Source organism: Stenotrophomonas sp. YJH_SMC_12-1 (assembly GCF_059370935.1).
The window spans coordinates 1-23,899 of the sequence record NZ_JCAFUD010000015.1 but is presented as its reverse complement, the minus strand read 5'-3'; the positions used below and the strand labels follow the sequence as shown (position 1 = coordinate 23,899).

At 63.7% G+C, this 23,899-nt stretch carries 12 protein-coding genes, 1 tRNA gene and 2 pseudogenes; 11 read left to right on the top strand and 4 right to left on the bottom strand.

What is annotated here, in order from left to right; translation table 11 throughout:
- Nucleotides 1-11: 11 nt before the first annotated feature.
- The 3 genes from AC5P8Y_RS19695 to AC5P8Y_RS19685 are packed head-to-tail and all read right to left on the bottom strand — an operon-like array spanning nt 12 to nt 3,448.
- Nucleotides 12-1,346 (bottom strand): D-tagatose-bisphosphate aldolase, class II, non-catalytic subunit, encoded by a 1,335-nt coding sequence (locus AC5P8Y_RS19695; protein WP_111108653.1) that lies wholly within the window; start codon nt 1,344-1,346, stop codon nt 12-14.
- A gap of 16 nt (nt 1,347-1,362) precedes the next feature.
- Nucleotides 1,363-2,301: an ROK family protein gene (locus AC5P8Y_RS19690; protein WP_024958683.1), complete on the bottom strand. Its 939-nt coding sequence runs from the start codon at nt 2,299-2,301 to the stop codon at nt 1,363-1,365.
- Nucleotides 2,294-3,448, bottom strand: a complete 1,155-nt coding sequence (locus AC5P8Y_RS19685; protein ID WP_005411499.1) for an SIS domain-containing protein — start codon at nt 3,446-3,448, stop codon at nt 2,294-2,296. The genes AC5P8Y_RS19690 and AC5P8Y_RS19685 overlap by 8 nt, the downstream gene beginning before the upstream one ends.
- A 322-nt stretch (nt 3,449-3,770) precedes the next feature.
- On the opposite strand from AC5P8Y_RS19685, the gene AC5P8Y_RS19680 reads away from it, so the two are divergent.
- The 10 genes and pseudogenes from AC5P8Y_RS19680 to AC5P8Y_RS19635 all read left to right on the top strand — a co-directional run bounded on the left by AC5P8Y_RS19680 (nt 3,771) and on the right by AC5P8Y_RS19635 (nt 22,490).
- Nucleotides 3,771-7,130, top strand: coding sequence for a TIM-barrel domain-containing protein (locus tag AC5P8Y_RS19680; protein ID WP_111188364.1), 3,360 nt, complete (start codon nt 3,771-3,773; stop codon nt 7,128-7,130).
- 133 nt (nt 7,131-7,263) lie between these two features.
- A complete protein-coding gene (locus tag AC5P8Y_RS19675; protein WP_111188363.1) occupies nt 7,264-10,239 on the top strand; it encodes a TonB-dependent receptor in 2,976 nt (991 codons plus the stop codon).
- Between the two features lie 65 nt (nt 10,240-10,304).
- Complete coding sequence (locus tag AC5P8Y_RS19670) at nt 10,305-11,660, top strand: Gfo/Idh/MocA family protein (RefSeq protein ID WP_005411496.1); 1,356 nt, start codon at nt 10,305-10,307, stop codon at nt 11,658-11,660.
- 315 nt (nt 11,661-11,975) lie between these two features.
- Nucleotides 11,976-16,646: an RHS repeat-associated core domain-containing protein gene (locus AC5P8Y_RS19665; protein ID WP_258391709.1), complete on the top strand. Its 4,671-nt coding sequence runs from the start codon at nt 11,976-11,978 to the stop codon at nt 16,644-16,646.
- A 23-nt stretch (nt 16,647-16,669) separates the two neighbouring features.
- Nucleotides 16,670-16,945, top strand: a complete 276-nt coding sequence (locus AC5P8Y_RS19660) for a hypothetical protein (protein ID WP_049418016.1) — start codon at nt 16,670-16,672, stop codon at nt 16,943-16,945.
- A gap of 62 nt (nt 16,946-17,007) precedes the next feature.
- Nucleotides 17,008-18,243: pseudogene (locus tag AC5P8Y_RS19655) on the top strand (RHS repeat-associated core domain-containing protein); the annotation flags it as partial.
- Nucleotides 18,244-19,522: 1,279 nt separating this feature from the next.
- Nucleotides 19,523-20,839: pseudogene (locus AC5P8Y_RS19650) on the top strand (RHS repeat domain-containing protein); the annotation flags it as partial.
- Between the two features lie 14 nt (nt 20,840-20,853).
- Entirely contained in the window at nt 20,854-21,321 is a 468-nt protein-coding gene (locus AC5P8Y_RS19645; RefSeq protein ID WP_227832754.1) for a hypothetical protein, read from the top strand.
- 225 nt (nt 21,322-21,546) lie between these two features.
- Nucleotides 21,547-22,044, top strand: coding sequence for a hypothetical protein (locus AC5P8Y_RS19640; protein WP_224481903.1), 498 nt, complete (start codon nt 21,547-21,549; stop codon nt 22,042-22,044).
- Nucleotides 22,041-22,490 carry a hypothetical protein gene (locus tag AC5P8Y_RS19635; protein ID WP_049453480.1) on the top strand — a complete coding sequence of 150 codons (450 nt, stop codon included), beginning with the start codon at nt 22,041-22,043 and terminating at the stop codon, nt 22,488-22,490. The genes AC5P8Y_RS19640 and AC5P8Y_RS19635 overlap by 4 nt, the downstream gene beginning before the upstream one ends.
- Before the next feature lie 82 nt (nt 22,491-22,572).
- Here the strand turns inward: AC5P8Y_RS19635 and AC5P8Y_RS19630 are convergent.
- Nucleotides 22,573-22,649: transfer RNA gene (locus tag AC5P8Y_RS19630), tRNA-Arg, on the bottom strand.
- A 149-nt stretch (nt 22,650-22,798) separates the two neighbouring features.
- Between AC5P8Y_RS19630 and ubiA the strand changes: the two genes are divergently transcribed.
- Nucleotides 22,799-23,692, top strand: a complete 894-nt coding sequence (gene ubiA, locus AC5P8Y_RS19625; RefSeq protein WP_033833742.1) for a 4-hydroxybenzoate octaprenyltransferase — start codon at nt 22,799-22,801, stop codon at nt 23,690-23,692.
- Nucleotides 23,693-23,899 lie beyond the last annotated feature (207 nt).

Sequence of the window (23,899 nt, the reverse complement as noted above, 5' to 3'; positions counted from 1 at the left end):
AAAGGTAGAGATTAGCCGTTCGCAGCAACGGCGGCAGCCGAACCTGCGTGGTGAGTGCGGGTTCCGGCCTGGTTGGCGCTGCAGGCACGGGCGTACTCACCCAGGCACAGGCCGATACGGTGCTGCACCAGTGCGGTGGGGGTGTTGGCCAGGGTGCCTTCGCGCACGGCGCGGTACTGTTCCGGCATGTACTGGCTGAGCAGCACCAGCGGCGGCGCGTGCTGTTCCAGGTTGGCGAACAGGGTCTGCACCGCCTGTACCAGCGCCGGCTCGCCCCAGTAGTAGCGGCAGCGGTCGCTGAAGGAGTAACTGCGCAGCAGGCGCAGCGCTGCCTCATCGCCCTGGTAGTAGGACTGCCAGTACTTCGGCTGCGCCACCATCACCTCGTCCAGCACCTGCGGCAGGCGCGAGCATTGTGCGGCCGGCAGCAGTTCTGCCTCGATCGCGGCCAGCGCGAACAGCGCTTCGCGGTAGGCGAAGGTCGCCGCCGGGCCGACCTTGAGGATGGCGAAGTGGTCGCGCACCAGCGCGTGCAGGCCGCTTTCGCGCTGGTAGTCGGTGGAGTGCGCCTCGAAGACGATGCGTGGCTGCTGTTCCAGGAAGTCGGCCAGCGTGCTGGCAGCGGCCGGGTCGTACTCGTGCACGCTGCTGTGGTCGAAGTCGACGCCCGGCTGCACCACCATCGCGATCACGCGCTGCCACGCATCACGCAGCTGCGGCGTGTCGAACGCCTGCTGGTGGATGGCCAGGGTCTGCGCGGCGGCGGCCGGCGTGGTCACCTGCAGGCCCTCGGCAAGCGAGGCTTCTCCACCGGGAATCGGCACCTCGGTACCGATCACGTAGACCGGCGGCGGCAGGCCGTGTTCGGCGGCGGTGCGTTCGGCGATCTCGGCCAGCTCGGCCGAGCGTGCGGCAACGATGGCATCGGGCAGCGGCACCGGGTCATCGGCGCAGGACATGCTGCAGTCGAGATGGATCTTGTGGAAACCGGCGGCGACGTAGGCTTCGATCAGCACGCGCGCGTGGGTCATCGCTTCGGCAGCCGGGCGCTTCTGCCAGGCATTCGGGCCAAGATGGTCACCGCCGAGGATCAGCCGCTCGCGCGGGAAGCCTTCCTCATCGGCCAGGGTAGCGACGTAGTCGCGGTACTGCGGCGGAGTCATGCCGGTATAGCCGCCGAACTGGTCGACCTGGTTGGAGGTGGCCTCGACCAGCAGCACGGTGCCGTGTGCCAGCGCCACGTGCATGGCCGCGCGCAGCACCTGCTCGTTGCTGCAGCAGACGCTGTACAGGCCGACGTTGGCACCGGCGCGGTGGGAGGCAAGCAGGGTCTGCAACGGGGACATGGTCAGGCTCCGGACATCAGGAAAACGAGGGTTGGCAGGCGAGCAGGGCGGCACCACGTGCGCCACCGGCATCGCCGAAGCGCGGCGGCACGATCGGCGGTACCTGCACGCCGTTGAACAGATGGGCAGCGATGGCCGACGGCAGCTGCTGGTACAGCGGCGCGTACTGCGAGAGACCACCGCCGAGCACGATCACGTGCGGGTCCAGCGCCAGCACCAGCGCGGCCAGGCTGTGGCCAAGCAGATCGCGGTGGATGTCCAGCGCCTTGCGCGCACGTGCATCGCCGGCTTCGGCCAGGGCGATCACGGCGCTGGCGTCGGCGGCGCTGCCACCGAGGTGGCGCTCGATCATCGCCACACCGCTGCCGGACACATAGCGCTCCACGCAGCCCTGCAGGCCGCAGCCGCAGTCCAGCAGCGGCAGGCCGTGGCGCTGCAGCAGGTGGCCGGGCACGCTCCAGTGGCCCCATTCGCCGGCCAGGCCGTTGAAGCCGGACAGCAGCCGGCCGTGCAGGCAGAAGCCGCCGCCGGCACCAGTGCCGAGGATGGCGCCGAACATGCTGGGGTAGCCGTCAGCCGCGCCGCCGTGCGCTTCAGACAGGGCAAAGCACTGCAGATCGTTGCCGAAGTGTAGCGGGCGCTGCAGGCGTGCCTGCAGATCCTGCGCCACGCATTGGCCGGTCAGTGCAGGCACGTTCGCGCTGAGCTGGCGGCCGCTGCGGCGGTCACGCACGCCGGGCAGGGCGATGCCGATGGCCGCATCGCTGCGGCCGAGGGCGGCGTCCGCCTCGGCCACCAGCGCCACCACCGCCTGCAGGAAGCCGTCGTAGTCACCCTGTGGGGTGGCCACGCGGCGGCGCCAGGTGACCTGCATCGCCGCATCGCACGCCACCAGCTCGATCTTGGTGCCGCCGATGTCGATGCCGTAGCAGGCGTGGGCGATCAGCTCAGCCATGGTGGATGGTGACGCCCTTGACGACGCGGTTGACGGTGCCATCCGGGAACGGGTTGTCCGGGGTCAGGCCAAGCGCGGCCGAGCGCTGCAGCGCGAACAGCTGCGCGAAGCCCAGCCACACCGGCGCCAGCCACGGGTCGTCCAGTGCCGGCACGGTGAGGGTGTATTCGTCATCGGCGCCGATGTCCGAATGCGGGCCGATCGCCAGCACCTGGCCGGCCACGCCGTCGCGGCGCAGTTCTTCCAGCAGGTCCTGTTCGTAGCGGCGCGCCAGCGGCTGCACGCTGCGCAGCACCACCACCAGGGTGTTGCCATCCAGCGTCGACTTCGGCCCATGACGGAAGCCCAGCGGGGTGTTGGCCAGCGCCAGCACGCGGCCGGCGGTCAGTTCCAGCACCTTCAGCGCGCACTCGCGTGCCAGCGCTTCCAGCGGGCCGCTGCCGAGGTAGATGATGCGGTTGAACGGGCGCTGCGCCAGCGCCGCCACCGGTGCGTCCCACTGCGCCTGGCCTTCGCGGGCCAGCGCGGCGATCTGCTTCAGGCGCGCCACGCGCGCATCCCACGGCGAACGATCGAACACGGTCAGCGCGGCCAACAGCATGCAGGTCAGGCTGCTGGTCATGGCGAAGGCGCGGTCGCAGCTGGCCGACGGCATCAGCAGGGTGCAGGTATCGGCACGGCCGGCCCCACGGCGGGCCAGTTCGCCATCGGCGTTGCAGGTGATGTCGAGGAAGCGCGCGTCATCCACGTCGCTGCGCACGCGGTCAACCGCCGCCACGCTTTCCGGGCTGGAACCGCTGCGGCCGAACGAGACCAGCAGGGTCGGGCGGTCGCGCTGCAGGTACAGCGCCGGGTGGGTCAGCAGGCTGGTGGTGTGCACCACGCGCACATCGGCTGGCCACTGCGCGTTGATCGCGTCGGCCACCATTTCGGCGATGAAGCCGGAGCTGCCGGCGCCGGTGAACAGCACGCGCTGGTTGGGATCGTTGAGGCTGTCGCCGAGGAAGGCCTGCAGGCGGTCGCGGGCACGCGACAGGTCCTGTGCAAGGGCTTCCCACAGCGCAGGCTGCTGGGCGATTTCGGTAGCGGTATCGGCTCCGCCAAGGCGCTGCCAGGCGGACACATCGGAAAGCAGGGTGACGTCCATTCGGAGGTTCCAGTTGGGCCAGCGCACCATCTGCGTTTTCTTTCGAAATGTCAAATAGCGAAAGTAAAAAGAAAGAAAATGTGACGCCGACTTCGCTCCGCCCAGAGCACGTCGGAAAACGCAAGAATCCGCCGGATGCCGTATAGCACAATGCTTAACAGGCGTCTGCAAGCGATTACACAAAGTATTGCGGCGCAGCAACTTTCGTTTCAATGGAATATATCTTCCTTTTTCCTTTCAATTTGTTGACATCTTTCGAATCGCTGCCCTAGAGTCGGCCCAATCGCTTTCGAAACGCCCGGTGAACGGGTTGGGAGTCCGCGTGGAAAACTGCGTTCGTCGCTCGCCGCTGATGCTGGCCCTGTTGCCGGCATTGATGCTGGCGTCCATGCCGGCCCAGGCCGAGCCGGTCGGCAACCTGCGTTCGGTTGCCGCCAGCGCCAGCGGCGACGGCGTGCAGGGCTGGGACCTGCAGACCGACAAGGGCGCGCGCATCCGCATCGAACTGCCGGCCACCGACATCATCCGCGTGCAGGCCGGCCGCAACGGCACGCTGACCGGTGCCGGCGACAAGGCCGCACCGATCGTGCTGCCGCAGCCCAAGGCGAACGTGAAGGCGCAGCTGGAAGAAGACGCACAGGAAATCCGCGTGCGCACCGATGCACTGGTCCTGCATGTACAGCGGCAGCCGCTGCGCATGCGCCTGGAACGCCTGGACAACGGCCAGCCCACCGCGCTGTGGCAGGAACTGCAGCCGCTGGACCTGGATGCCACGCAGAGCGTGCAGGTGCTGTCCTCGCAGGCTGATGAGGGCTACTTCGGTGGCGGCCAGCAGAACGGCCGTTACCAGTTCAAGGGCCGCGAGCTGGACGTGTCCTACTCCGGCGGCTGGGAAGAGGGCGACCGCCCCAGCCCTGCACCGATGCTGCTTAGCAGCCGTGGCTGGGGCATGCTGCGCAACACCTGGAGCGATGGCAGCTACGATCTGCGCGAGGCCGACCAGGCCACGCTGATGCACCGCGAAGACCGCTTCGATGCCTATTACTTCGTCGGCGCCGACCTGCCTAAACTGATCGAGCGCTACACCCAGCTGACCGGCCGCCCGAACATGGTCGCGCGCTGGGCGCTGTCCTACGGCGATGCCGATTGCTACAACGACGGTGACAATGCCAAGAAGCCCGGCACCGTGCCCGAAGGCTGGAGTGACGGCCCGACCGGCACCACGCCGGATGTGATCGACTCGGTGGCCAAGCAGTACCGCGCCCACGACATGCCCGGTGGCTGGATCCTGCCCAACGATGGCTACGGCTGCGGTTACAAGAAGCTGCCGGAAACCGTGCAGGGCTTGGCCAAGTACGGCTTCCGCACCGGTCTGTGGACCGAGAACGGCGTCGACAAGATCGCCTGGGAAGTGGGCAAGGCCGGCAGCCGCGTGCAGAAGCTGGACGTGGCCTGGACCGGCAAGGGCTACCAGTTCGCGATGGACGCCAACCGTCAGGCGTTCAACGGCATCCTCGACAATTCCGATTCGCGCCCGTTCCTGTGGACAGTGATGGGCTGGGCCGGCATCCAGCGCTACGCCGTGGCCTGGACCGGCGACCAGAGCAGCAGCTGGGACTACATCCGCTGGCACGTGCCGACCCTGGTCGGCTCCGGCCTGTCCGGCATGGCCTACGCCAGCGGCGATGTGGATGCGATCTTCGGCGGCAGCGCCGAGACCTTCACCCGCGACCTGCAGTGGAAGGCGTTCACCCCGGTACTGATGGGCATGAGTGGCTGGTCGTCGAACGCACGCAAGCATCCGTGGTGGTACGACGAACCCTACCGCAGCATCAACCGCGATTACCTGAAGTTGAAGATGCGCCTGACCCCGTACATGTACGGGCTGGTGCACGACGCCGCGCAGACCGGTGCGCCGCCGGTGCGTGGCCTGATGTGGGACAACCCGCGCGACCCGCATGCGCAGGATGAGAGCTACAAGTACCAGTTCCTGCTCGGCCGCGACCTGCTGGTGGCGCCGGTGTACCGCAGCCAGGCCGCCAGCCGTGGCTGGCGGCGCGACATCCACCTGCCGGCCGGAGGCTGGATCGACTACTGGGATGGCCGCCGCGTGCAGGCCGGCGCCGACGGCCGCCAGCTCGACCGCCAGGTGGACCTGGCCACGCTGCCGGTATTCGTGCGTGCCGGTGCGATCCTGCCGATGTACCCGTCGATGCTGTTCGACGGCGAGAAGCCGCTGGATGAAGTGACGTTCGACCTGTACCCGCAGGGCGAGTCGCAGTACACGCTGTACGAAGACGATGGCAACACGCGCCGCTACCAGCAGGGTGAGTCGAGCACGCAGCAGATCCGAGTGCAGGCGCCGTTGCAGGGCAGTGGCCCGGTGCAGGTGCAGATCGATCCGGTGCAGGGGCAGTACAACGGCCAGCTGGCGCAGCGCCGTTATGGCCTGCGCGTGCTCAGCCGCCAGGCGCCGCGTGCGGTGCAGGCCGGTGGCCGCGCGTTGCCGGCGCTGGCCGATGCGGCGGCGTTCAACGGTGCGGCTGAAGGCTGGTACTTCGATGCCAAGGAGCGCCGTGGCACGCTGCACGTGCGTACCGCTAACCAGGACATCCGCCAGCCGCTGCAGCTGCAGCTGGACTTCGCGGTGGCCGCTGCGGCCGCCGACGATGCCTATCCGGCTGCGCCGGTGCTGGGCCGCGAACTGCCGGCCGACAGCCTGCTGGTGGTCAACCGCCCGGCCGAAGAGCCTGGCCATGCGCTGGAAAATGCCTTCGATGACGATCCGGCCACCTGGTTCCGCAGTGTGCGCAACCAGGCCGTACGCACCGGTGCGCATGAGTGGGTGATCGGCTTCGGTGAGCGCAGGATGATCGACGGCATCGACATCGCGCCGCGCAACGACAAGAACTGGAAGCACGGCCAGGTGCGCGACTACGAGGTGTACCTGGGCGACAGCAATGGCGAGTGGGGCGAGCCGATCGCACGTGGCCGCCTGCAGTTGAAGGAGGGCGTGCAGCGCATCGCGTTCCCGGCCCATGCCGGGCGCCTGCTGCGCTTCCGCGTGCTGAGCGTGCAGAACCCCGAAGGCGACGGCGCCAGCAGCACCGACCCGATGGTCACCGCCGCACAGGGCAGCGCCCGCGCATTCGATGCACTGCAGCCACGCGACGTCGGCCCGATCGCCCTGTCCACCTTCCACATCCTCGAACACCAGGAACCGGAGCGACCGGCCCGGCAGCGCTATCTCTCCGAGCTGCCGGTGCCGGCCGCGCTGGCCAGCCAGGTGCGCACCGACCAGTCCTTCCGTGGCGACGCCGGCATGCGCATGAACGGCCTGCAGTTCCGCCGTGGCCTGGGCGTCGGCGCCAACAGCCGCATCGACCTGCGCCTGCAGGGCGGCTGGCACCTGCTGCGTGCCGACCTCGGCATCGACGACGCCTGCCGCACCGCCGGTGGCCTGCAGTTCCAGGTCTGGGGTGACAACCGCCTGTTGTATGACAGCGGCCTGGTGAAGGCACCCGGCGTGGTCAAGCCGGAGCTGGACATCCGAGGCCTTTCCACCCTGAGCCTGCGCACGCTGGGTGCGCAGGGCAGTCAACCCGCCCAGGTCTGCGCCAACTGGGCCAATGCCGTACTGATCGGCCAGGAGGGCGACTCCGCCAGCATCGTCGCCCCATGACCCCCTCGTAACACCGCTCCTCCCCCCGCCCATTCCGACTACGGCCCTCGTGGCCGTGGCCCGGGAGCGTTTTGCCCGCCGAACGCCCACGCGCTCACTTATTGCGCTGCACCCCTGCCAGGAGAGAACCCCGATGTTGCCCGCCCGCCACCACCGCCCCCCCTGTCGTTCGATCGCTCCGCTGTCGCTGGCCATCGCCGGCGTGCTGCTGTCGGTCGCCGTTCCTGCCTTCGCCCAGGAGAGCAAGGACAAGGCCACCGACCTGGCCCGCATCGAGGTCACCGGTTCCAACATCCGCCGCACCGACGTGGAAACAGCCTCGCCGGTGCAGGTGATCAGCAAGCAGGACATCCAGAACATGGGTGCGCGCACGCTGCTGCAGGTGCTCGACAACCTGCCGGCCGCCCGCCCGGCGCAGCAGGACGCGCGTTCGCTGTTCACCGGTTCCGATGGTGCCTCGCAGGCCAATCTGCGTGGCCTCGGTGCCCAGGGCACGCTGGTGCTGCTGAACGGTCGCCGCCTGTCGTACTACGGTGCACCGGCCGGCTTCCAGACCCAGTTCGTCAACATCGATGCGATTCCGGCCGCGGCCATCGAGCGCATGGAAGTGCTGACCGACGGCGCCTCGGCGGTGTACGGCACCGACGCGGTGGCCGGCGTGATCAACGTGATCACCAAGCGCAACTTCCAGGGGGCCGAGGTCAGCTTCACCAACGACACCTCTTCGCGCATCGACTCCTACGGTGAACGCCAGGCCAGCATCACCGCCGGCTTCGGTGACCTGGCCGAGAACCGCTTCAACATCTACGGCGCGGTGAACATGTACCGCCGCGACGCGATCCCGCTGAGCGATTTCTACGACAAGCGGCCCGACCAGTACTACGTCAACAATCCGAACTACCTCAACAACCTGCGCCTCGGGGTGGGCAGCAAGCCGGGCGAATTCAACCCGGGCAGCTACTTCGCCTTCGATCCGGTCACCGGCCGCCGCGTGCAGGAAGCTGCACCGGGCTGCAAGAACGTGCTGACCAGTGAAGCGGCCGGTCCGCGTTGCGTCTGGGAAACCTGGATGAACAACGAGATCGATGCCGGCGCCAAGTCCGAGCGCAACACCGCCTACCTCAACGGCACGTTCCTGGTGGGCGACAGCACCGAGATCTTCGCCGAGGCGACCTACACCGACATCGACCTGCGCGCCAACGGTGGCACGCCGCGCACCTACGGCACCACCACCGGCAACCCAACCAGCTGGTTCTCGCGCAATACCGGCAACACCGTCAACCAGTTCCTGTACCCGTTCCTGGGCCCCAACAACGAATACAACCATGCCAGTCCGCAGTTGAAGGCGATGATGGGCGGGGTGGTCGGCCTGAACTACCTGCTGCAGGATGCCGGCCCGAACTACTTTGGCCAGCGCAACACTGACAAGAGCTACCGGGTGCTGGCCGGCGCACGTGGCAATGTGGGTGACTGGAACTGGGAAACCGCCTTCGCCAGCGCTGGTACCCACTCCACCACCTACCAGACGATCAACGTCAACACCAAGGGCTTCGAAAAGGCGTTCGGCCCGTACACGATCGATCCGGGCACCGGTCGGGTGATCATCTCCGATCATCCGGCGTACAAGTTCGGCGAGATCAGCGAAGCCAACGCCGCGCTGATCCGTGAAGCGTTCCCGACCTTCGACATCCAGTCGTGGACCCGCCTGCACACCCTGGACGGCAAGATCGAAGGCCCGCTGTTCCAGCTGCCGGCCGGCGAGATGCGCGCCGCATTCGGCTTCAACGCCAGCCGCGAAACCTTCTACACCCCGGGCAACGCCGATGCGGCCAACGGCCTGATCACCCAGCAGGGCGGCTCGTGGTTCGACGGCAAGCGCAACACCTACGCGCTGTTCGCCGAGACCGTGGCGCCGATCACCGACAAGCTGGAGCTGGATGCCGCGGTGCGCGTGGACAAGTATCCGAACTTCAGCGCCAACATCGCGCCGAAGATCGGCTTCAAGTACCAGGCGTTCGACCAGCTGATGCTGCGCGGTACCTACTCCACTGGCTTCCGCGCACCGAGCCTGGCCGAGTCCGGCAATGGCGGCGTGTTCGCCCAGCTGGGCGGCTTCCGTGACGAACTGCGCTGCAACGAGACCAATGCCATCGCCAACCTGCTGCTGAAGTCGCAGCGGCCGGGTGACGTCGATCTGGGCAAGACCCTGCTGAACGTCGATTGCAGCCGTACCGTCGCGCGCATGACCCAGCCGAACAAGGATCTGAAGCCGGAGAAGGCGAAGATCGCCACCCTCGGCTTCGTCTACGAGCCGGCGAGCTGGCTGTCGGTGTCGGCCGACTACTGGTTCATCTACCGCAACAATGAAATCGTCGCGCCGGACTATCGCCGCATGGAAGACATCATCTCGATGTCGCGCTCGCCGATCACCGACAGTGACCGCGCCAACCTGGCGCAGTTGGCGGCGATGTGCGCCGATCCGGCCAGCGGTGTGAGCTGCCCGGCGAACCTGCCGGGCTACTCCGCCGGCAACGTGGCCAGCGTGGTGGGCCAGTACAAGAACCGCGGCAAGACGCTGATCGACGGCTTCGACATCGATGCGCGCAGCCGCTTCTCGCTGGGCGACTGGGGCAACCTGAACATCGGCCTGGCGGCCACCATCGCCAACCGCAACCGCTTCTACATGGACGCCGAGAACGGCTGGTACTACGGCGACGTGGTCGGCTACTACAACAACCCGCGCCTGCGTGCCACGCTCAATGCCGACTGGACCTACAAGCAGGTGACCACCAGCATGTTCGTCAACTACGTGGGCGGCACCAAGTGGGCGACCGACCAGGTCGATGAGGTAAGCAACAACAAGGAAACCTGCACCGGCGGCTACCTGGCCCTGCAGAAGAGCAAGTGTGATGGTGCGCCGTCGTGGTGGACCGCCAACATGAGCGTCACCTGGCGCCCGGATGATGCGTGGAACCTGAGCTTCACCGTCAAGAACCTGTTCAACCGCCTGCCGTTCTACGATCCGAACAGCTTCCTGGGTGACTCCAGTGACTACGCAACCATCTTCGGCCGTGGTTACAGTGTGACCATCGGCTACCGTTTCAAGTAATCCCGTTTGCGTGACCCGGCGGGCCGGCTACGGCCGGCTCGCTGCCAAGAGGAGAGATGTTTGCCATGAAGCGTAGGGAATTCATCGCGGCCAGTGCCGCTGTCGCCGCCAGCAGCCTGCTGCCGCAGACCCCGGCATGGGCGCGCGGGCGCAAGGTGCGCCTGGCCATGATCGGTACCGGCATGCGTGGCTTGGTGCTGCTGAAGGAGCTGGTGCGCCGCGACGACGTCGAGGTGGTCGCGCTGTGCGACATCGAACCGATCATGCTCGGCCGTGCCATGGACATGGTGGCCAAGGCCGGCAAGCCGGCCCCGAAGACCTACGGCCAGGACCGCGATACCAACGCCTGGAAGCGCCTGCTGGAACAGAAGGGCATCGATGGCGTGATCATCGCCACGCCGTGGGAATACCACGCACCGATGGCGATTGCCGCCATGCAGGCCGGGGTGGCGGTGGGCTGCGAAGTGGTGGCCGGCATCACCCTGCAGGACCACTGGGACGTGCTGAAGACCCAGCTGAGCACGGGCACCCCGTACATGCTGCTGGAGAACGTCTGTTACCGCCGCGACGTGATGGCCGCGCTGCAGATGGTGCGCCAGGGCCTGTTCGGCGAGCTGGTGCATCTGCAGGCCGGTTACCAGCACGACCTGCGCGGCGTGAAGTTCAATTCCGGCGACCCGAACCAGCCCTACGACAGCGGCGTGGAATTCGGTCCCAAGGGCTGGAGCGAAGCACGTTGGCGCACCGAGCATTCGGTGGAGCGCAATGGCGAACTGTACCCCAGCCACGGCATCGGCCCGTGCGCGATGTACACCGGCATCAACCGTGGCAACCGCTTCACCCACATCAATGCCTTCGCGACCAAGGCACGCGGCCTGCACGAATACACCGTGGCCAAGAGCGGCGGCACCACCCACCCCAGCACCAAGGTGAAGTTCAAGCTGGGTGACATCGTGACCACCACGCTGGCCTGCGAGAACGGCGAAACCATCCTGCTGCAGCACGATACTTCACTGCCGCGACCGTACTCGATGGGCTTCCGCGTGCAGGGCACCAAGGGCCTGTGGATGGATGTGAACCATTCGATCCACATCGAAGGCCGCAGCCCGCCGCACCAGTGGGAAGAGTTCAAGAAGTACCAGGACGAGTACGAGCACCCGCTGTGGAAGCAGAATGCCGACACCGCCGCGAGTGCAGGGCATGGTGGCATGGACTGGTTCGTCATCCATGCCTTTGTTGAAGCGCTGAAGGCGAAGGCTCCGATGCCGATCGACATCTACGACGCAGTGACCTGGAGCGCGATCACCCCGCTGAGCGAGCAGTCGATCGCCAACAGCTTCCAGACGCTGGAGTTCCCGGACTTCACCGCTGGCGCGTGGAAGCAGCGCAAGCCGATCTTTGCGTTTGATGGGAAGTACTGAGATTTACCCCTTCCATGCGGTGACGGAAACGCCGGGCGATGCCCGGCGTTTCTGTTTCTGGGGCATTCGCCTTGTAGAGCCGAGCCCACGCTTGGCTGCATTTCCGACACGCCCCCCCCCCCGCATCAGAAAGTTCTGAAATTCGACTCATTCCACAGTTTTTTGACTTGAATGTGTAAACCACATCGGAGATAACGTCCCCATGCGGCCACGCCGCATTCCGGACCAGGGACGATCCGAAGCATGACGTGAGGAGGTTGCTGCCCACGTTCTCGTTCCCGCCGGCGCTGTGTCCGTCCAGGAAGGAGAACAGGGATGTTGAAGGCAAACTCTGGCACTTCGCTCATCAGTCTTGCGCTGTTCGTGCTGGCGTGCTCGACGTCCAGCGTGCAGGCACAGGAGATCGAGAAGAAATGGGAAAGCTACTTCTCGATGGGAGAGCCCCGTTCCACGGAGGCGGCTGTCCAGAAAGACATACGGGCCTTCTTCGCCGAGTATGAGGTCGATAAGCCTTTCGTTTGGGAGGTCAAGCGCCAGAGGGCCCTTCCTAACAAGACGATCTATGACTATCGCGTCAAGCCCGAGAAGATCGTCACCACGGATTGGGTGTATGAGCAGAACCATCAGAAGTACGCCACGGAGGATGCCGTCCGCAGCATGTTCCTGTCGAAGAATGCGAGCGATCCGCGGTGCGCTGCCACCGTCATGACTGAAGAGGCCTGGGAGGAGGTTGGCGGGCTTGGAGTGGGAGATGACGGTAGCGTCATCAACGAAAGCAAGCGCTACAAATTCGCTAAGAACACTTATTTCGAGGGCATTAATTCCTGCAGGCAGACGGTCTTCTGGCAAAATGCATCTCGGAGTAGAACCGCAAAATGCATGAATCGCCCCATGATGATGTGGGACGATAACCTGGGCATGTGCGCCCTGATCCAGCAGGACGACCCAAACATGGCAATGCTGCTGGCCTACTGGACTTCTCCGCTGCCGCCGCAGCAGTGCAAAGTCGGTAATCCATGCGACCCTACCACCGGCGACAAGTCTCAGCCGGAAGCGGACCTTGATTTCGGGTGGGTCCGCTTCGATCGCCAGTATCATTCCTTGACCAGCACCAGCGGCGGAGCCATTGGCCAAGGTTGGACGCACTCGCACAATATTCACCTGACGCTCGGCATTGATGACACGGGCTATCCGCCGAGTTCGGAAGTCCAGGTGGGTTTGATTGACGCTGAGGGTGGCCAGCTCGCCTTCAAGAAGGTGGGAGCGGTGTATGAGGCAATGGATGGCAGTGGGGACCGCGTGGCTCAACAGGGGAGCCTATGGTTGTTGTCGCGGGCTCAGGAGCGCATTCAGTTCGATGCCGGCGGCCTTATGCAGCGCCGCGATTTCGAAGACGGAACCTCGCTAACCTATGCACGCGACAGCCATGGCCGCCTGCTCAGCATCACCCATTCAACCGGCCGGCGCGTGGACGTCCAGTATCTCGCGCCGGGTGACGATTCGCTGATCTCGGCCCTGGTGATCGCCGGCCAGCCCGTGGTGAGCTACGCCTATTCCCCGGCCGGGGAATTGATCAGTGCGACCTACGCAGACGGTGCCAGCCGCACGTATCACTATGAGGACGCCCGCTTCCCGGGCTACCTGACCGGCATTACCGCCGAGGGCAACCAGCGTTACAGCTGGTACGGCTACGACGCCAAGGGGCGGGTCACCTGCAGCCGCCATTCCGGCGATTGCAGTCAGGCCGACGTGGGCATTGATGGCGTGCGCCTGGAGTACACCCTGGCAGGCACCACGATCGTCACCGACGCACTGGGCAAGCAGAGCACCTACGCATTGACCGCCAGCGGCGCCAGCGGCCTTCCGCGCAAGGTCAACGGCGTCACCGAGAGCAACGGCAGCATCAGTCGCACCTATCTGCCCGAGGGCACCGATTTCCGGCGCCGGCTGCAGTCGGTGACCGATCGCCGAGGCGTTGTCACCCAGTATGCCTATTCCGAGGCCAGCGATGCTGCCACAGGCGCCATCAGCGTGACCACCACCACCGAAGCGGCCGGTACTCCGGACCAGCGCGTCAGCGAAATGCGCGTGGCCATGGACAGCAATCGGCTGGTGCAGCAGACCGTCGGTAACCGTGAGATCCGCATCGTGCGCAATGCACGCCTCCAGCCGACCACCATCGCCGTGCGCGACATGGTGACCGGTGACACCCGCGTCACCACGCAGACCTACTGTGAGGCAGAGGGCCCGGAGTGCCCGCTGATGGGACTGCTGCGTAGCGTGGATGGCCCGCGTAGTGATGTGGCGGATGTCTCCACCTATGCCTACTACACCGCGGATGACGCGGGGTGCGCGGCCAATGGTGCCTGCAGCTATCGCAAGGGCGACCTGCGCAGCGTGACCAATGCGCTGGGCCAGACGGTCGAGACCTTGGCCTACGACGCGTTCGGGCGGCCGTTGTCGGTCAAGGACGCCAACGGCGTGGTAACTGATTACACCTACCATCCCCGCGGCTGGCCGACCTCGATCACCGTGCGCGGTGCCACCACCGCCGAGGACCGGGCTACCCAGATCAGCTACTGGCCGACCGGCCAAGTGCAGCAGGTCACCGAGCCCGACGGCAGCAGCGTCACCTACGTCTACGACGCCGCGCAGCGGCTGACGGATATCGCCGACAGCGCTGGCAACACCATCCACTACACGCTGGACAATGCCGGCAACCGCCTCAAGGAAGACACGCTGGATACTGGCGGCACGCTGCGTCGCACCCTGGCGCGGACGTTCAACACGCTTGGCCAGCTGACCGCGCTGAAGGATGCGGGCAACCACGCCACCGGCTTTGCCTACGATGCCAACGGCAACCCGCAGACGATCACCGACGCACTGCAGCGCGTGACCAGCCAGCAGTACGACCCGCTCAACCGCCTGGCGCAGACCCTGCAGGATGTCGGCGGCGTGGCGGCGGAGATCCGCAGCCAGTACAACGCGCTGGACCAGGTCACCCAGGTCACCGACCCGAAAGGCCTGCATACGACCTATGCCTACAACGGGTTCGGTGATCTGACCGGGCAGGTCAGCCCGGACAGTGGCGCCAGCAGCTTCACCGTGGACGCCGCCGGCAACCGCAAGACGGCCACCGATGCACGCGGCATCACCGCCACCTATCACTACGATGCACTCAACCGCCTGATCGGCATCGCCTACCCGGACCCCAATCTGGACGTGGGCTACAGCTACGACGTGGCGCCTGCCGCGTGTACCGCCGACGAGCGCTTTGCCAAGGGGCGCCTGGGGCAGGTGCTGCACGCCAATGGCAGCACCCAGTACTGCCACGACCGCTTCGGCCAGGTCACCCGCAAGGTGCAGACCGTCAATGGTGTGGCCAGCACACTGCGCTATGCCTACAGCAAGTCGGGTCGCCTGACTGCGTTGACCTACCCCGACGGCAGCGTGGCCGACTACGTGCGCGATACCCAAGGCTGCATCAGCCAGATCGGCCTGACCCGCCCCGGCCAGGTACGGCAGATCGTGGTGAACAACGTGACCTGTGCGGCCTTCGGCCCGGCGACCGGCTGGACCTACGGCAACGGCCGCCAGCTGCAGCGTCCGTTGGATCTGGATTACCGCCCGCAGGCGGTACATGACTCGGCCGCAGGTGGCCTGTCGCTGGGCTATGGCTACGACCCGGTCGGGTCGATCACCGAGCTGAAGAACGGCGCAGGTTCGACGGTGCTGGCCAAGTACGCCTACGACGCTCTGGGCCGCTTGACCCAGACCCAGGACGGCGCAACTGGCACACCGATTGAGACCTATGCCTATGACGCCACTGGCAATCGGACCGCGCTGATCACCTCGACAGGCACCGCCAGCTACACCTATTCAGCAACCAGCCATCGCTTGACTGCAGTGGATGGTGAAACGCGCAACCATGACGCGGTGGGCAACACCACCAGCATCGGCGGCAAGACGTTCATCTACAACGATGCCAACCGCATGAACGCGGTGAAGCAGGGCAATGCCGTACTGGAAAGCTACGGTTACAACCACCGCGGTGAACGCGTTCTGCGTACCCCGGCCGGCGGCGCAGCGCAGATCACCTTGTACGACGAAGCAGGGCAGTGGCTGGGCAACTACTCGGCCACGGGGCTGGCGCAGCAGCAGGCCATCTGGCTGGACAACTACCCGGTGGCGCTGATCAATGTGCCGGATACCGGCGTGCCGGAACTGGCCTACGTGCAGCCGGATCATCTGGGCACACCGCGCGTGGTGATTGATCCGGTGAGTGATGTCGCGATCTGGGAGTGGAACAACAGGAGCGAGGTGTTCGGCAACCAGATTCCGAGTGCCGATCCCGATGGCGATGGTGTGGTGTTCGAGCTGGCGTTGCGCTTCCCCGGCCAGCAGGCGACGGATTCGAGTGGGTTGTTCTACAACTACCAGCGCGAGTACGACCCGGCGGTGGGGCGGTATTCGCAGAGTGATCCAATTGGGTTGGATGGGGGAATCTCAACCTTCAGTTACGCGGATCTCACTCCACAGGCTAAAGCGGACCCGCTCGGATTGGCGACATGGACTGGAACCATGACGTTTGCGGGCACTGGCGTAGGGATTGTAGGTGGTGTGGGTGGTGCAAGACTGACCCTTACGTCCGAATGTCTCAATGGACGTCAGGCGTCCGTCGAACTCGGCTTTGCTGGGGTTGGCGTCGGCACTGGATCTCCCATCTCCGTCACCGTCTCTAATGTCACTCTCACTGGAGGCAACCTGATGTATGTCGATCCAAGCGAATTGCTCGGAGCTTCTTCCATTCTTTCGTTGGGAGCAGCGGCCGGTGGGGGGGGCTCTCTGTCAACCCTCAGGATTGGCGATGTATCTTCATTTGGAATTGGGGGGCAGGGGGGTTGGGATGCCTCGGCGAGCTACCTGATTGGGCGAAGCAGATTCATGGGGAATGGAGTTACCTGGAGCGACTGCGAATGTCATTAGAATCAGTTTTTGAAGCCCTTTGCATGCTCGCTATCGCAACGTTGTTGATAGCTTTCGTTTCGCGAATTTTTCTGGTTTGGGAGTTAAGGAGAAATTCCCCTGAACTGTGGGACACCCTTGGCAGGCCTGCGATCCTGGAGCGAGATCATTTCTTAACCAAGTATCCGATCTGCGGATGGAAGCGGGTTCATAACGGCGCATCAGGAGTGCGCAAGTTGTTCCTCTTGGTGTTCTGGTTCTCGTTCCTTGTGTATCTCATATCGCTGATTCCCCTGATCGTGATCTGGATTATGCGCTGATCCTCTTCCGTTGGTCTGAAGCCATTGCGCTATGCTCTGTCCCGCGGGCCAATTGCGATTGCGACACGCTGGGCCGCCTGACCCAGACCCAGGACGGCGCGACTGGCACGCCGATCGAAACCTACGCGTATGACGCCACCGGTAATCGCGCTTCGCTGACCACCTCGGCAGGCACCGCCAGCTACACCTACCCCGCAACCAGCCATCGCCTGACTGCGGTGGATGGCGAAGCGCGCACCCATGACGCAGCGGGCAATACCACCAGCATCGGCAGCAAGACCTTCACCTACAGCGATGCCAACCGCATGAACGCGGTGAAGCAGGGCGATGCCGTGCTGGAAAGCTACGGTTACAACCATCGCGGCGAGCGCGTGCTGCTTACTCCAGCCGGTGGCGCAGCTCAGATCACGCTGTACGATGAGGCCGGGCAGTGGCTGGGCAACTACTCGGCCACGGGGCAGGCGCAACAGCAGGCCATCTGGCTGGATAACCACCCGGTGGCGCTGATCAACGTGCCGGGCACCGGCGTGCCGGAACTTGCCTACGTCCAACCAGATCATCTGGGCACGCCGCGCGTGGTGATCGATCCGGTACGGAATGTCGCGATCTGGGAGTGGAGCAACAAGAGCGAGGTATTCGGCAACCAGATTCCGAGTGCCGACCCGGATGGGGATGGTGTGGCGCTCGAGCTGGCGCTGCGATTCCCGGGCCAGCAGGCGACGGATTCGAGTGGGTTGTTCTACAACTACCAGCGCGAGTACGACCCGGCGGTGGGGCGGTATTCGCAGAGTGATCCGATCGGTTTGAGAGGCGGAGCTTCAATCTACGCGTACACAGGAAATGATCCGTTAGACTTTGTCGATCCATTAGGACTTCTCCGCTATCACTCCTGGGTCAGCAAGAAGTACCCCGCGACGACGGAATTCTTGAATGGAACGAAAGATCGAATGACCAGTCGCAAATATGATGGATTCCAGCGATACGGAAACATCGGACAGGGGCATCTTGATCAGCTTCTATCGAAATGCGATGGGCCAGTCATTACGCCAAAATACATGAGGCATGACGATGGTGGTTACGCGCCTGGCTCGGGTGAGATATTTATTCATGAGACCTATTTTGACCGCTTCGAATCGGGTGACCGAAGCCCAGAACTCCTGCAGAAGCTGGAAAGAACACTGGAGCACGAGTTGGTTCACTTCTCGGAGTATTTCTGGAACAAAAATCAGTACAAGGGCGAGGAGGGTTGGAGCTATGAAGAGTATGTCTATGGGATCAGAAGGCCTGCTTCACACTAACCTCTTTCGCGTTGGCTTGTGCTTGATAATTGCATTTACCCTATTTGGATGCGCAAAGTCATCCAGTGAAAGAGGTGCTCCCTGTAGTCATGATCCGGTGGCAATCATCCAGGCGGCATCCTCGGATTCAGCGCTTTCTGCATACGGAGGAGATGGATGGGGATCTTCACGGATAAACGTTCTATGGGATGGCGATGAATCGTCATCTTCATTGCCGTTGTGCGAAGCCAACGGCGGGAGATTTCAGTTCGTAAAGTCGTCGTCATATGATCGCACTTCGCCATTCATTGCCATTGAGAAGTTGTACTTTGATGACGATGCTGCTTTCATGGAAATCGGATTCCCTCCGACAGGAAAGAACGCAGATGTGTTCTTGAGAAAAGAGGAAGGAGTATGGCGGGTCAAGAAGACACATCTATGGGAGAACTAGCCCCATCCACATCGGGTCTCTACGTTTGCTCCGTCTGCCCTAGCATCCCGTGCGTCGGACCCGAGCTGATTCTTCTCGAACGCTACCTCCATGATCGCCATTGTTCGGTAGCACACGCCGCATGTGCGGCGTGTGTTCCATAACATCCGCATCGGGCCTGTGTGGCGTGCGGCAGCTCTCACTGGACGAGAACACTGGTGGGGCCAAGGGACTCAACAGGAAGCAATCAGTACCCATACTCAACTGAACGCCGTGCTCTCCCAGGTATCCTCGCCCCCTGGTCAGACCGCGACGGCAGTCAGTGCGGTAGCATCCAAGTATCCCGTACAGCTACTGAGCCGCGCTGCCTCGGGTTTCGGTGTCAGTTGTATATTTTCACCAGCGGTAAGGATCCCGGTATCCGGCTCGCTGTCTATGTTCATCCTTTAGAGTTACCTATCAGCATCCTGATGCTGTCGCAGCGGCGGCAATAGTTGGCGCGGAGGTTTGCCGGTGAGGTCGATACTTTCATTCACGTGCTCCTCCTGCGGGGCACGTGAACAGAGCTTCTCTACATTCAATTCACTTAACAAGTCGGTGCGGAAGTATTGCGGGCGTTGCGGATTCGGCGTCGAGTCTGTACAGATATGTGCTTCTTCTACTCTATGCTCATGTACTGGCCGTCATCGCTGCATTCCCTTCGTGCTTGCGGTTACAGGCAATAAATGGTGGCTGGCCCTGACAGTTGTAATAGTGTTCGCACTCTTGGTCCTCGCTCCTGCCATGGTAATTCACGCCAAAAACGCGGTGCGTTGCGCGGGTACGGAATCGTAGAATTGCCATGCTTGGACTCAATCGGCCGCAACGACCTCTGAACTGAAGACCGGCACATGCTCGACGGTGCTGGCCAAGTACGCCTACGACACGCTGGGCCGCCTGACCCAGACCCAGGACGGCGCGACCGGCACGCCGATTGAAACCTATGCGTATGACGCCACCGGCAATCGCATCGCATTGACCACCTCGGCAGGCACCGCCAGCTACACCTATCCCGCAACCAGCCACCGGCTGACCGCCGTGGACGGCGAAGCGCGCAACCATGACGCGGCGGGCAACACCACCAGCATCGGCAGCAAGAAGTTCACCTACAGCGATGCCAATCGCATGAACGCGGTGAAGCAGGGTAATGCCGCACTGGAGAGCTACGGTTACAACCATCGCGGCGAGCGCGTGCTGCGCAGCCCGGCCGGTGGCGCTGCTCAGATCACCCTGTATAACGAAGCAGGGCAGTGGCTGGGCAACTACTCGGCCACGGGGCAGGCGCAGTTGCAGGCCATCTGGTTGGACAACTATCCGGTGGCGCTGATCAATGTGCCGAGTACCGGTGTTCCGCAGCTGGCCTACGTGCAGCCGGATCATCTGAGTACGCCGCGCGTGGTGATCGATCCGATGCGCGATGCGGCGATCTGGGAGTGGAACAACAAGAGCGAGGTGTTCGGTAACCAGATTCCGAACGCTGATCCGGATGGGGATGGTGGGGCGTTCGAGCTGGCGCTACGATTCCCGGGCCAGCAGGCCACGGATGCGAGTGGGTTGTTCTACAACTACCAGCGGGAGTATGACCCGGCAGCGGGGCGCTATTCGCAGAGTGATCCGATGGGATTCGACGGAGGGGTATCTACCTTCTCCTATGTATCAGCTGATCCAGTGCAGGCGGTTGATCCGCTCGGACTGCTGGCCAATTGCACTTGCGTGGACGGTGGAGTTCATATCGACATCCCTATTCGCTTCAGTGGTGAGGGAGCTACTCCTGAGACTTTGAGAAAAATGATAAATGCAATTGAATCGACCTGGTCTGCGCCCGGATTTACAGTGACTGTTAGCCAGCCGGAGAAAGGTCGGTTAAACCGTGTTGAGGTTCCGCTGGGGAGGGGGGCGACCGTAACTGGAGGCAGTGTCGGTAAATGGTATGCAGGAAACACTGAGTGGACGGCTGCGCACGAAGCAGGGCATTTGATGAAATTCAAGTACGATGGTCGTTTTGATATGTACGATGTGGTATCGCAGGCGCCATCTCGTTCTACCAAGCCCGTTCCGGGGTGGGAGGGAAACATCATGGCAGAGCATCTTGGCGTTCCAGACGATAGGGTTCGGGATGCTATCAAGAAGCGGTTGGGGCGCAAATGATGGTGAGTCTACGCGTGGCTGCGCTCCTTCTTCCATTGCTCGGAGGCTGTGGCACTAGCCAGATCAAACACATTGAATGGAACTCAGATTGGGTGGACGTTTCATCGGATGAGATCATTCCTGGGAACTCGACGACACTTCGAAGTGACCGCTTGGCCACCTTGAATCCGCAGAGCGAAAAATCGATTGCTCAGTGGATGCTCGATCAGAACTTGAGCATCATCCAAGCATCGGATGCGGCTGAGAAATTCGCGCCACTACAGTTGAATGGGTTAGTGCCGGCAGAGGGGGAGACTGTTTATCTCGTCAGAGCGGCCTCAGGTGCAGGAGGCGGGAGTTTTGTCGGCTACATAAATGACAATGGAATTCTCATCTTGTACGGGGTAATGGGAAGTTGTGGGGAGCAAGTGCATCGAGTGGTTGCTGTGAGCCTGAGTAAGAGGCCTGCCAAGGTCTTCGGAGGGTGTTCAGGAGCGCTTTGAAGATTCTTATGTGTGTGGGTCTGAGGTGGGAATAGGGAAGTGGGAATTTCATTTGCGAGCGCTCTGTTGGTGTCTACCGTGCGTGCAGCTCGATGAACATCATGGATCCTGTACTCAGCGAACTTCTTTCCCGGTTCGGTGTCGACAGTGACTTCGGGCAGGCAGTACTCTCGAGCGCTGCGCGATGGGCTGCGTGAGTAGGCCGCCAAGCAGGAGGCAAGGTGCATGAGCTCCCGCGCTCCTCCACAACAGAACGCGATCGGCCTGCACGCCTCGGAGAGGTACAAGATGAAAGCGAGGCAGATTCTTCGGTACGGGCTGGCCTACGCGGTGTCGTGTGGAGCACTCTGGCTGTTCCTGCACTTTGTGGGCAGGGCGCTTTACGCCTTCGACTCACATCAGGTTTTCTTCTGGCTGTATGCCGTCAGCCTTCTGTTGCTGGGAATGGGCGCACGGGTTCCCGCCGCTGGCCGCCTGACGTTCAGGCGGCTTGCCAAGGGGGCTGGCTTGGGGCTGCTCGCGGGCCTTCTGGCCCAGGTCGTGGTACTTGTACTGGAAGCCTACAGATTCAGCGGATTCAGGCCATCGCTGCTCTGGCAGGTACCGGTTTCGCTGACGGTGATCAGCGTCGTGCTGCTCACGCCGCTCTGGGGCGTAGTGCTGGTTGCCCTCACCGCCGCATTCCGCCGCGACAACCACCCACATCAGGCCTCGAACCCATGAAGCGCCTGACTGCCTTTTGCCTCGCGGCCGCACTGACATCCTGTGCGGCGCATCCGAACCGCACGACGAAGTGTCAGCCGGTCCAATTCACTTACATCGGCACCGAGAGCATCGACGGGCTGACCTATGGGCGCTTCCAGGTCAGCCACAACGCTGGTCAGCCGCTTCAGCTGTGGGTGGATGAGAGACGCAGGTTGAACTCAAGGACCGCTCGCGCAGAGATGAGGTGCACAGGCGAAGATGCCTGGCGGCCTTACAACGTGATCCTTGAGGAAATCACACCGGGAGCGATCGGGGTGTCGATCGGGCAGGATGAACAGCAGAGCGTTCTGTTCGATGGTGATGGCCTGTTCCTGCCCGGCGCATCCAGCGCGGGCGCGAATTACTCCATCGTGGTACAGGACGCTGCCGGTTGCGAACATCGCTCGGCAACGTTCATTCCCTGACATTCCTGGCGGCGAGCCGGATTCCTTGCGACTTCGCAGCATCGCCCGGTTGGGACGCTGCGTACAGGCAATGAAGGAAAAATGGCGCGCCCGGAGGGATTCGAACCCCCGACCAATGGCTTCGGAAGCCACTACTCTATCCGGCTGAGCTACGGGCGCGTTGTAGAACTGCCGCGCCGTCGGCCAGTGCCGGGGCGGGCATCGCAGCGCCATGAGGCGGTGCGGGACCGGCATTCTATCCAGTTTCGCCGAACAAATCTCCCCCCACCGGCAAAGCCCTGCCGGAGGGGCAGGAGTATCCTATCGCCATGGCTGATACCCCCCTCACTTCGCCGCAGTCGCCGGCGACGCCGCGTTGGCGGCATTACTGGAGTCTGATGCGCGCTGATCGCCCGATCGGCACGTTGCTGCTGCTGTGGCCCACCTGGTGGGCGTTGTGGCTGGCTGCTGGCGGCCTGCCGCCGCTGTGGACGCTGTTCGTGTTCACAGCAGGCGTGTGGCTGACCCGCTCGGCCGGTTGCGTCATCAACGACTACGCCGACCGCTGGCTCGACCCGCACGTGGAACGCACCAAGGCGCGTCCGCTGGCCACCGGCGCAATCAGCGGCCGCGCCGCGCTCGCTCTGTTCGCGGTGCTGATGCTGGTGGCGTTCGGCCTGGTGCTGACCCTGAATGGCCTGACCATCGGCTTGAGCTTCATCGGCGTGTTCCTGGCCGCCAGCTACCCCTACCTGAAACGCTATACCCATCTGCCGCAGGTCTACCTGGGCATGTCGTTCGGCTGGGGCATCCCGATGGCCTTCGCCGCCGTGCAGGGCGAGGTGCCGATGCTGGGCTGGCTGCTGTACGCCGGCAACATCCTGTGGTCCACCGCCTACGACACCTGGTACGCCATGGTCGACCGCGAGGACGACCTGAAGATGGGCTCGCACTCCACCGCGATCCTGTTCGGCGACCTCGACCTGGTCATCCAGGGCGTGCTGTACGCGCTGTTCCTGGCCACCATGGCGCTGGTCGGCGTGCGTGGCGGGCTGGGTGGGTACTATCTGGCCGGCGTGGCCGTGGCCACCGCGCTGGTGGTGTACGAGTTCTGGATCTGCCGCAACCGCGAGCGCGGCCCGTGCTTCAAGGCGTTCCTGCACAACAACTGGGTGGGTGCCGCGCTGTTTGCCGGCGTCGCCGTGGATCTGGCACTGCGTTGAGCCCAAGGTGAGGTAGAGCCGGCCGCTGGCCGGCACTACCGCCACCCACCACCTGCGATGATGCTTGGATCTGGTAGAGCCGGCCGCTGGCCGGCTGCACCCGTGCGCGATCGCGAGATTGCCGGCCAGCGGCCGGCACTACCGCCACCCACTACCTGCGACCGTCCCCAGATCTGGTAGAGCCGGCCGCTGGCCGGCTGCACCCGT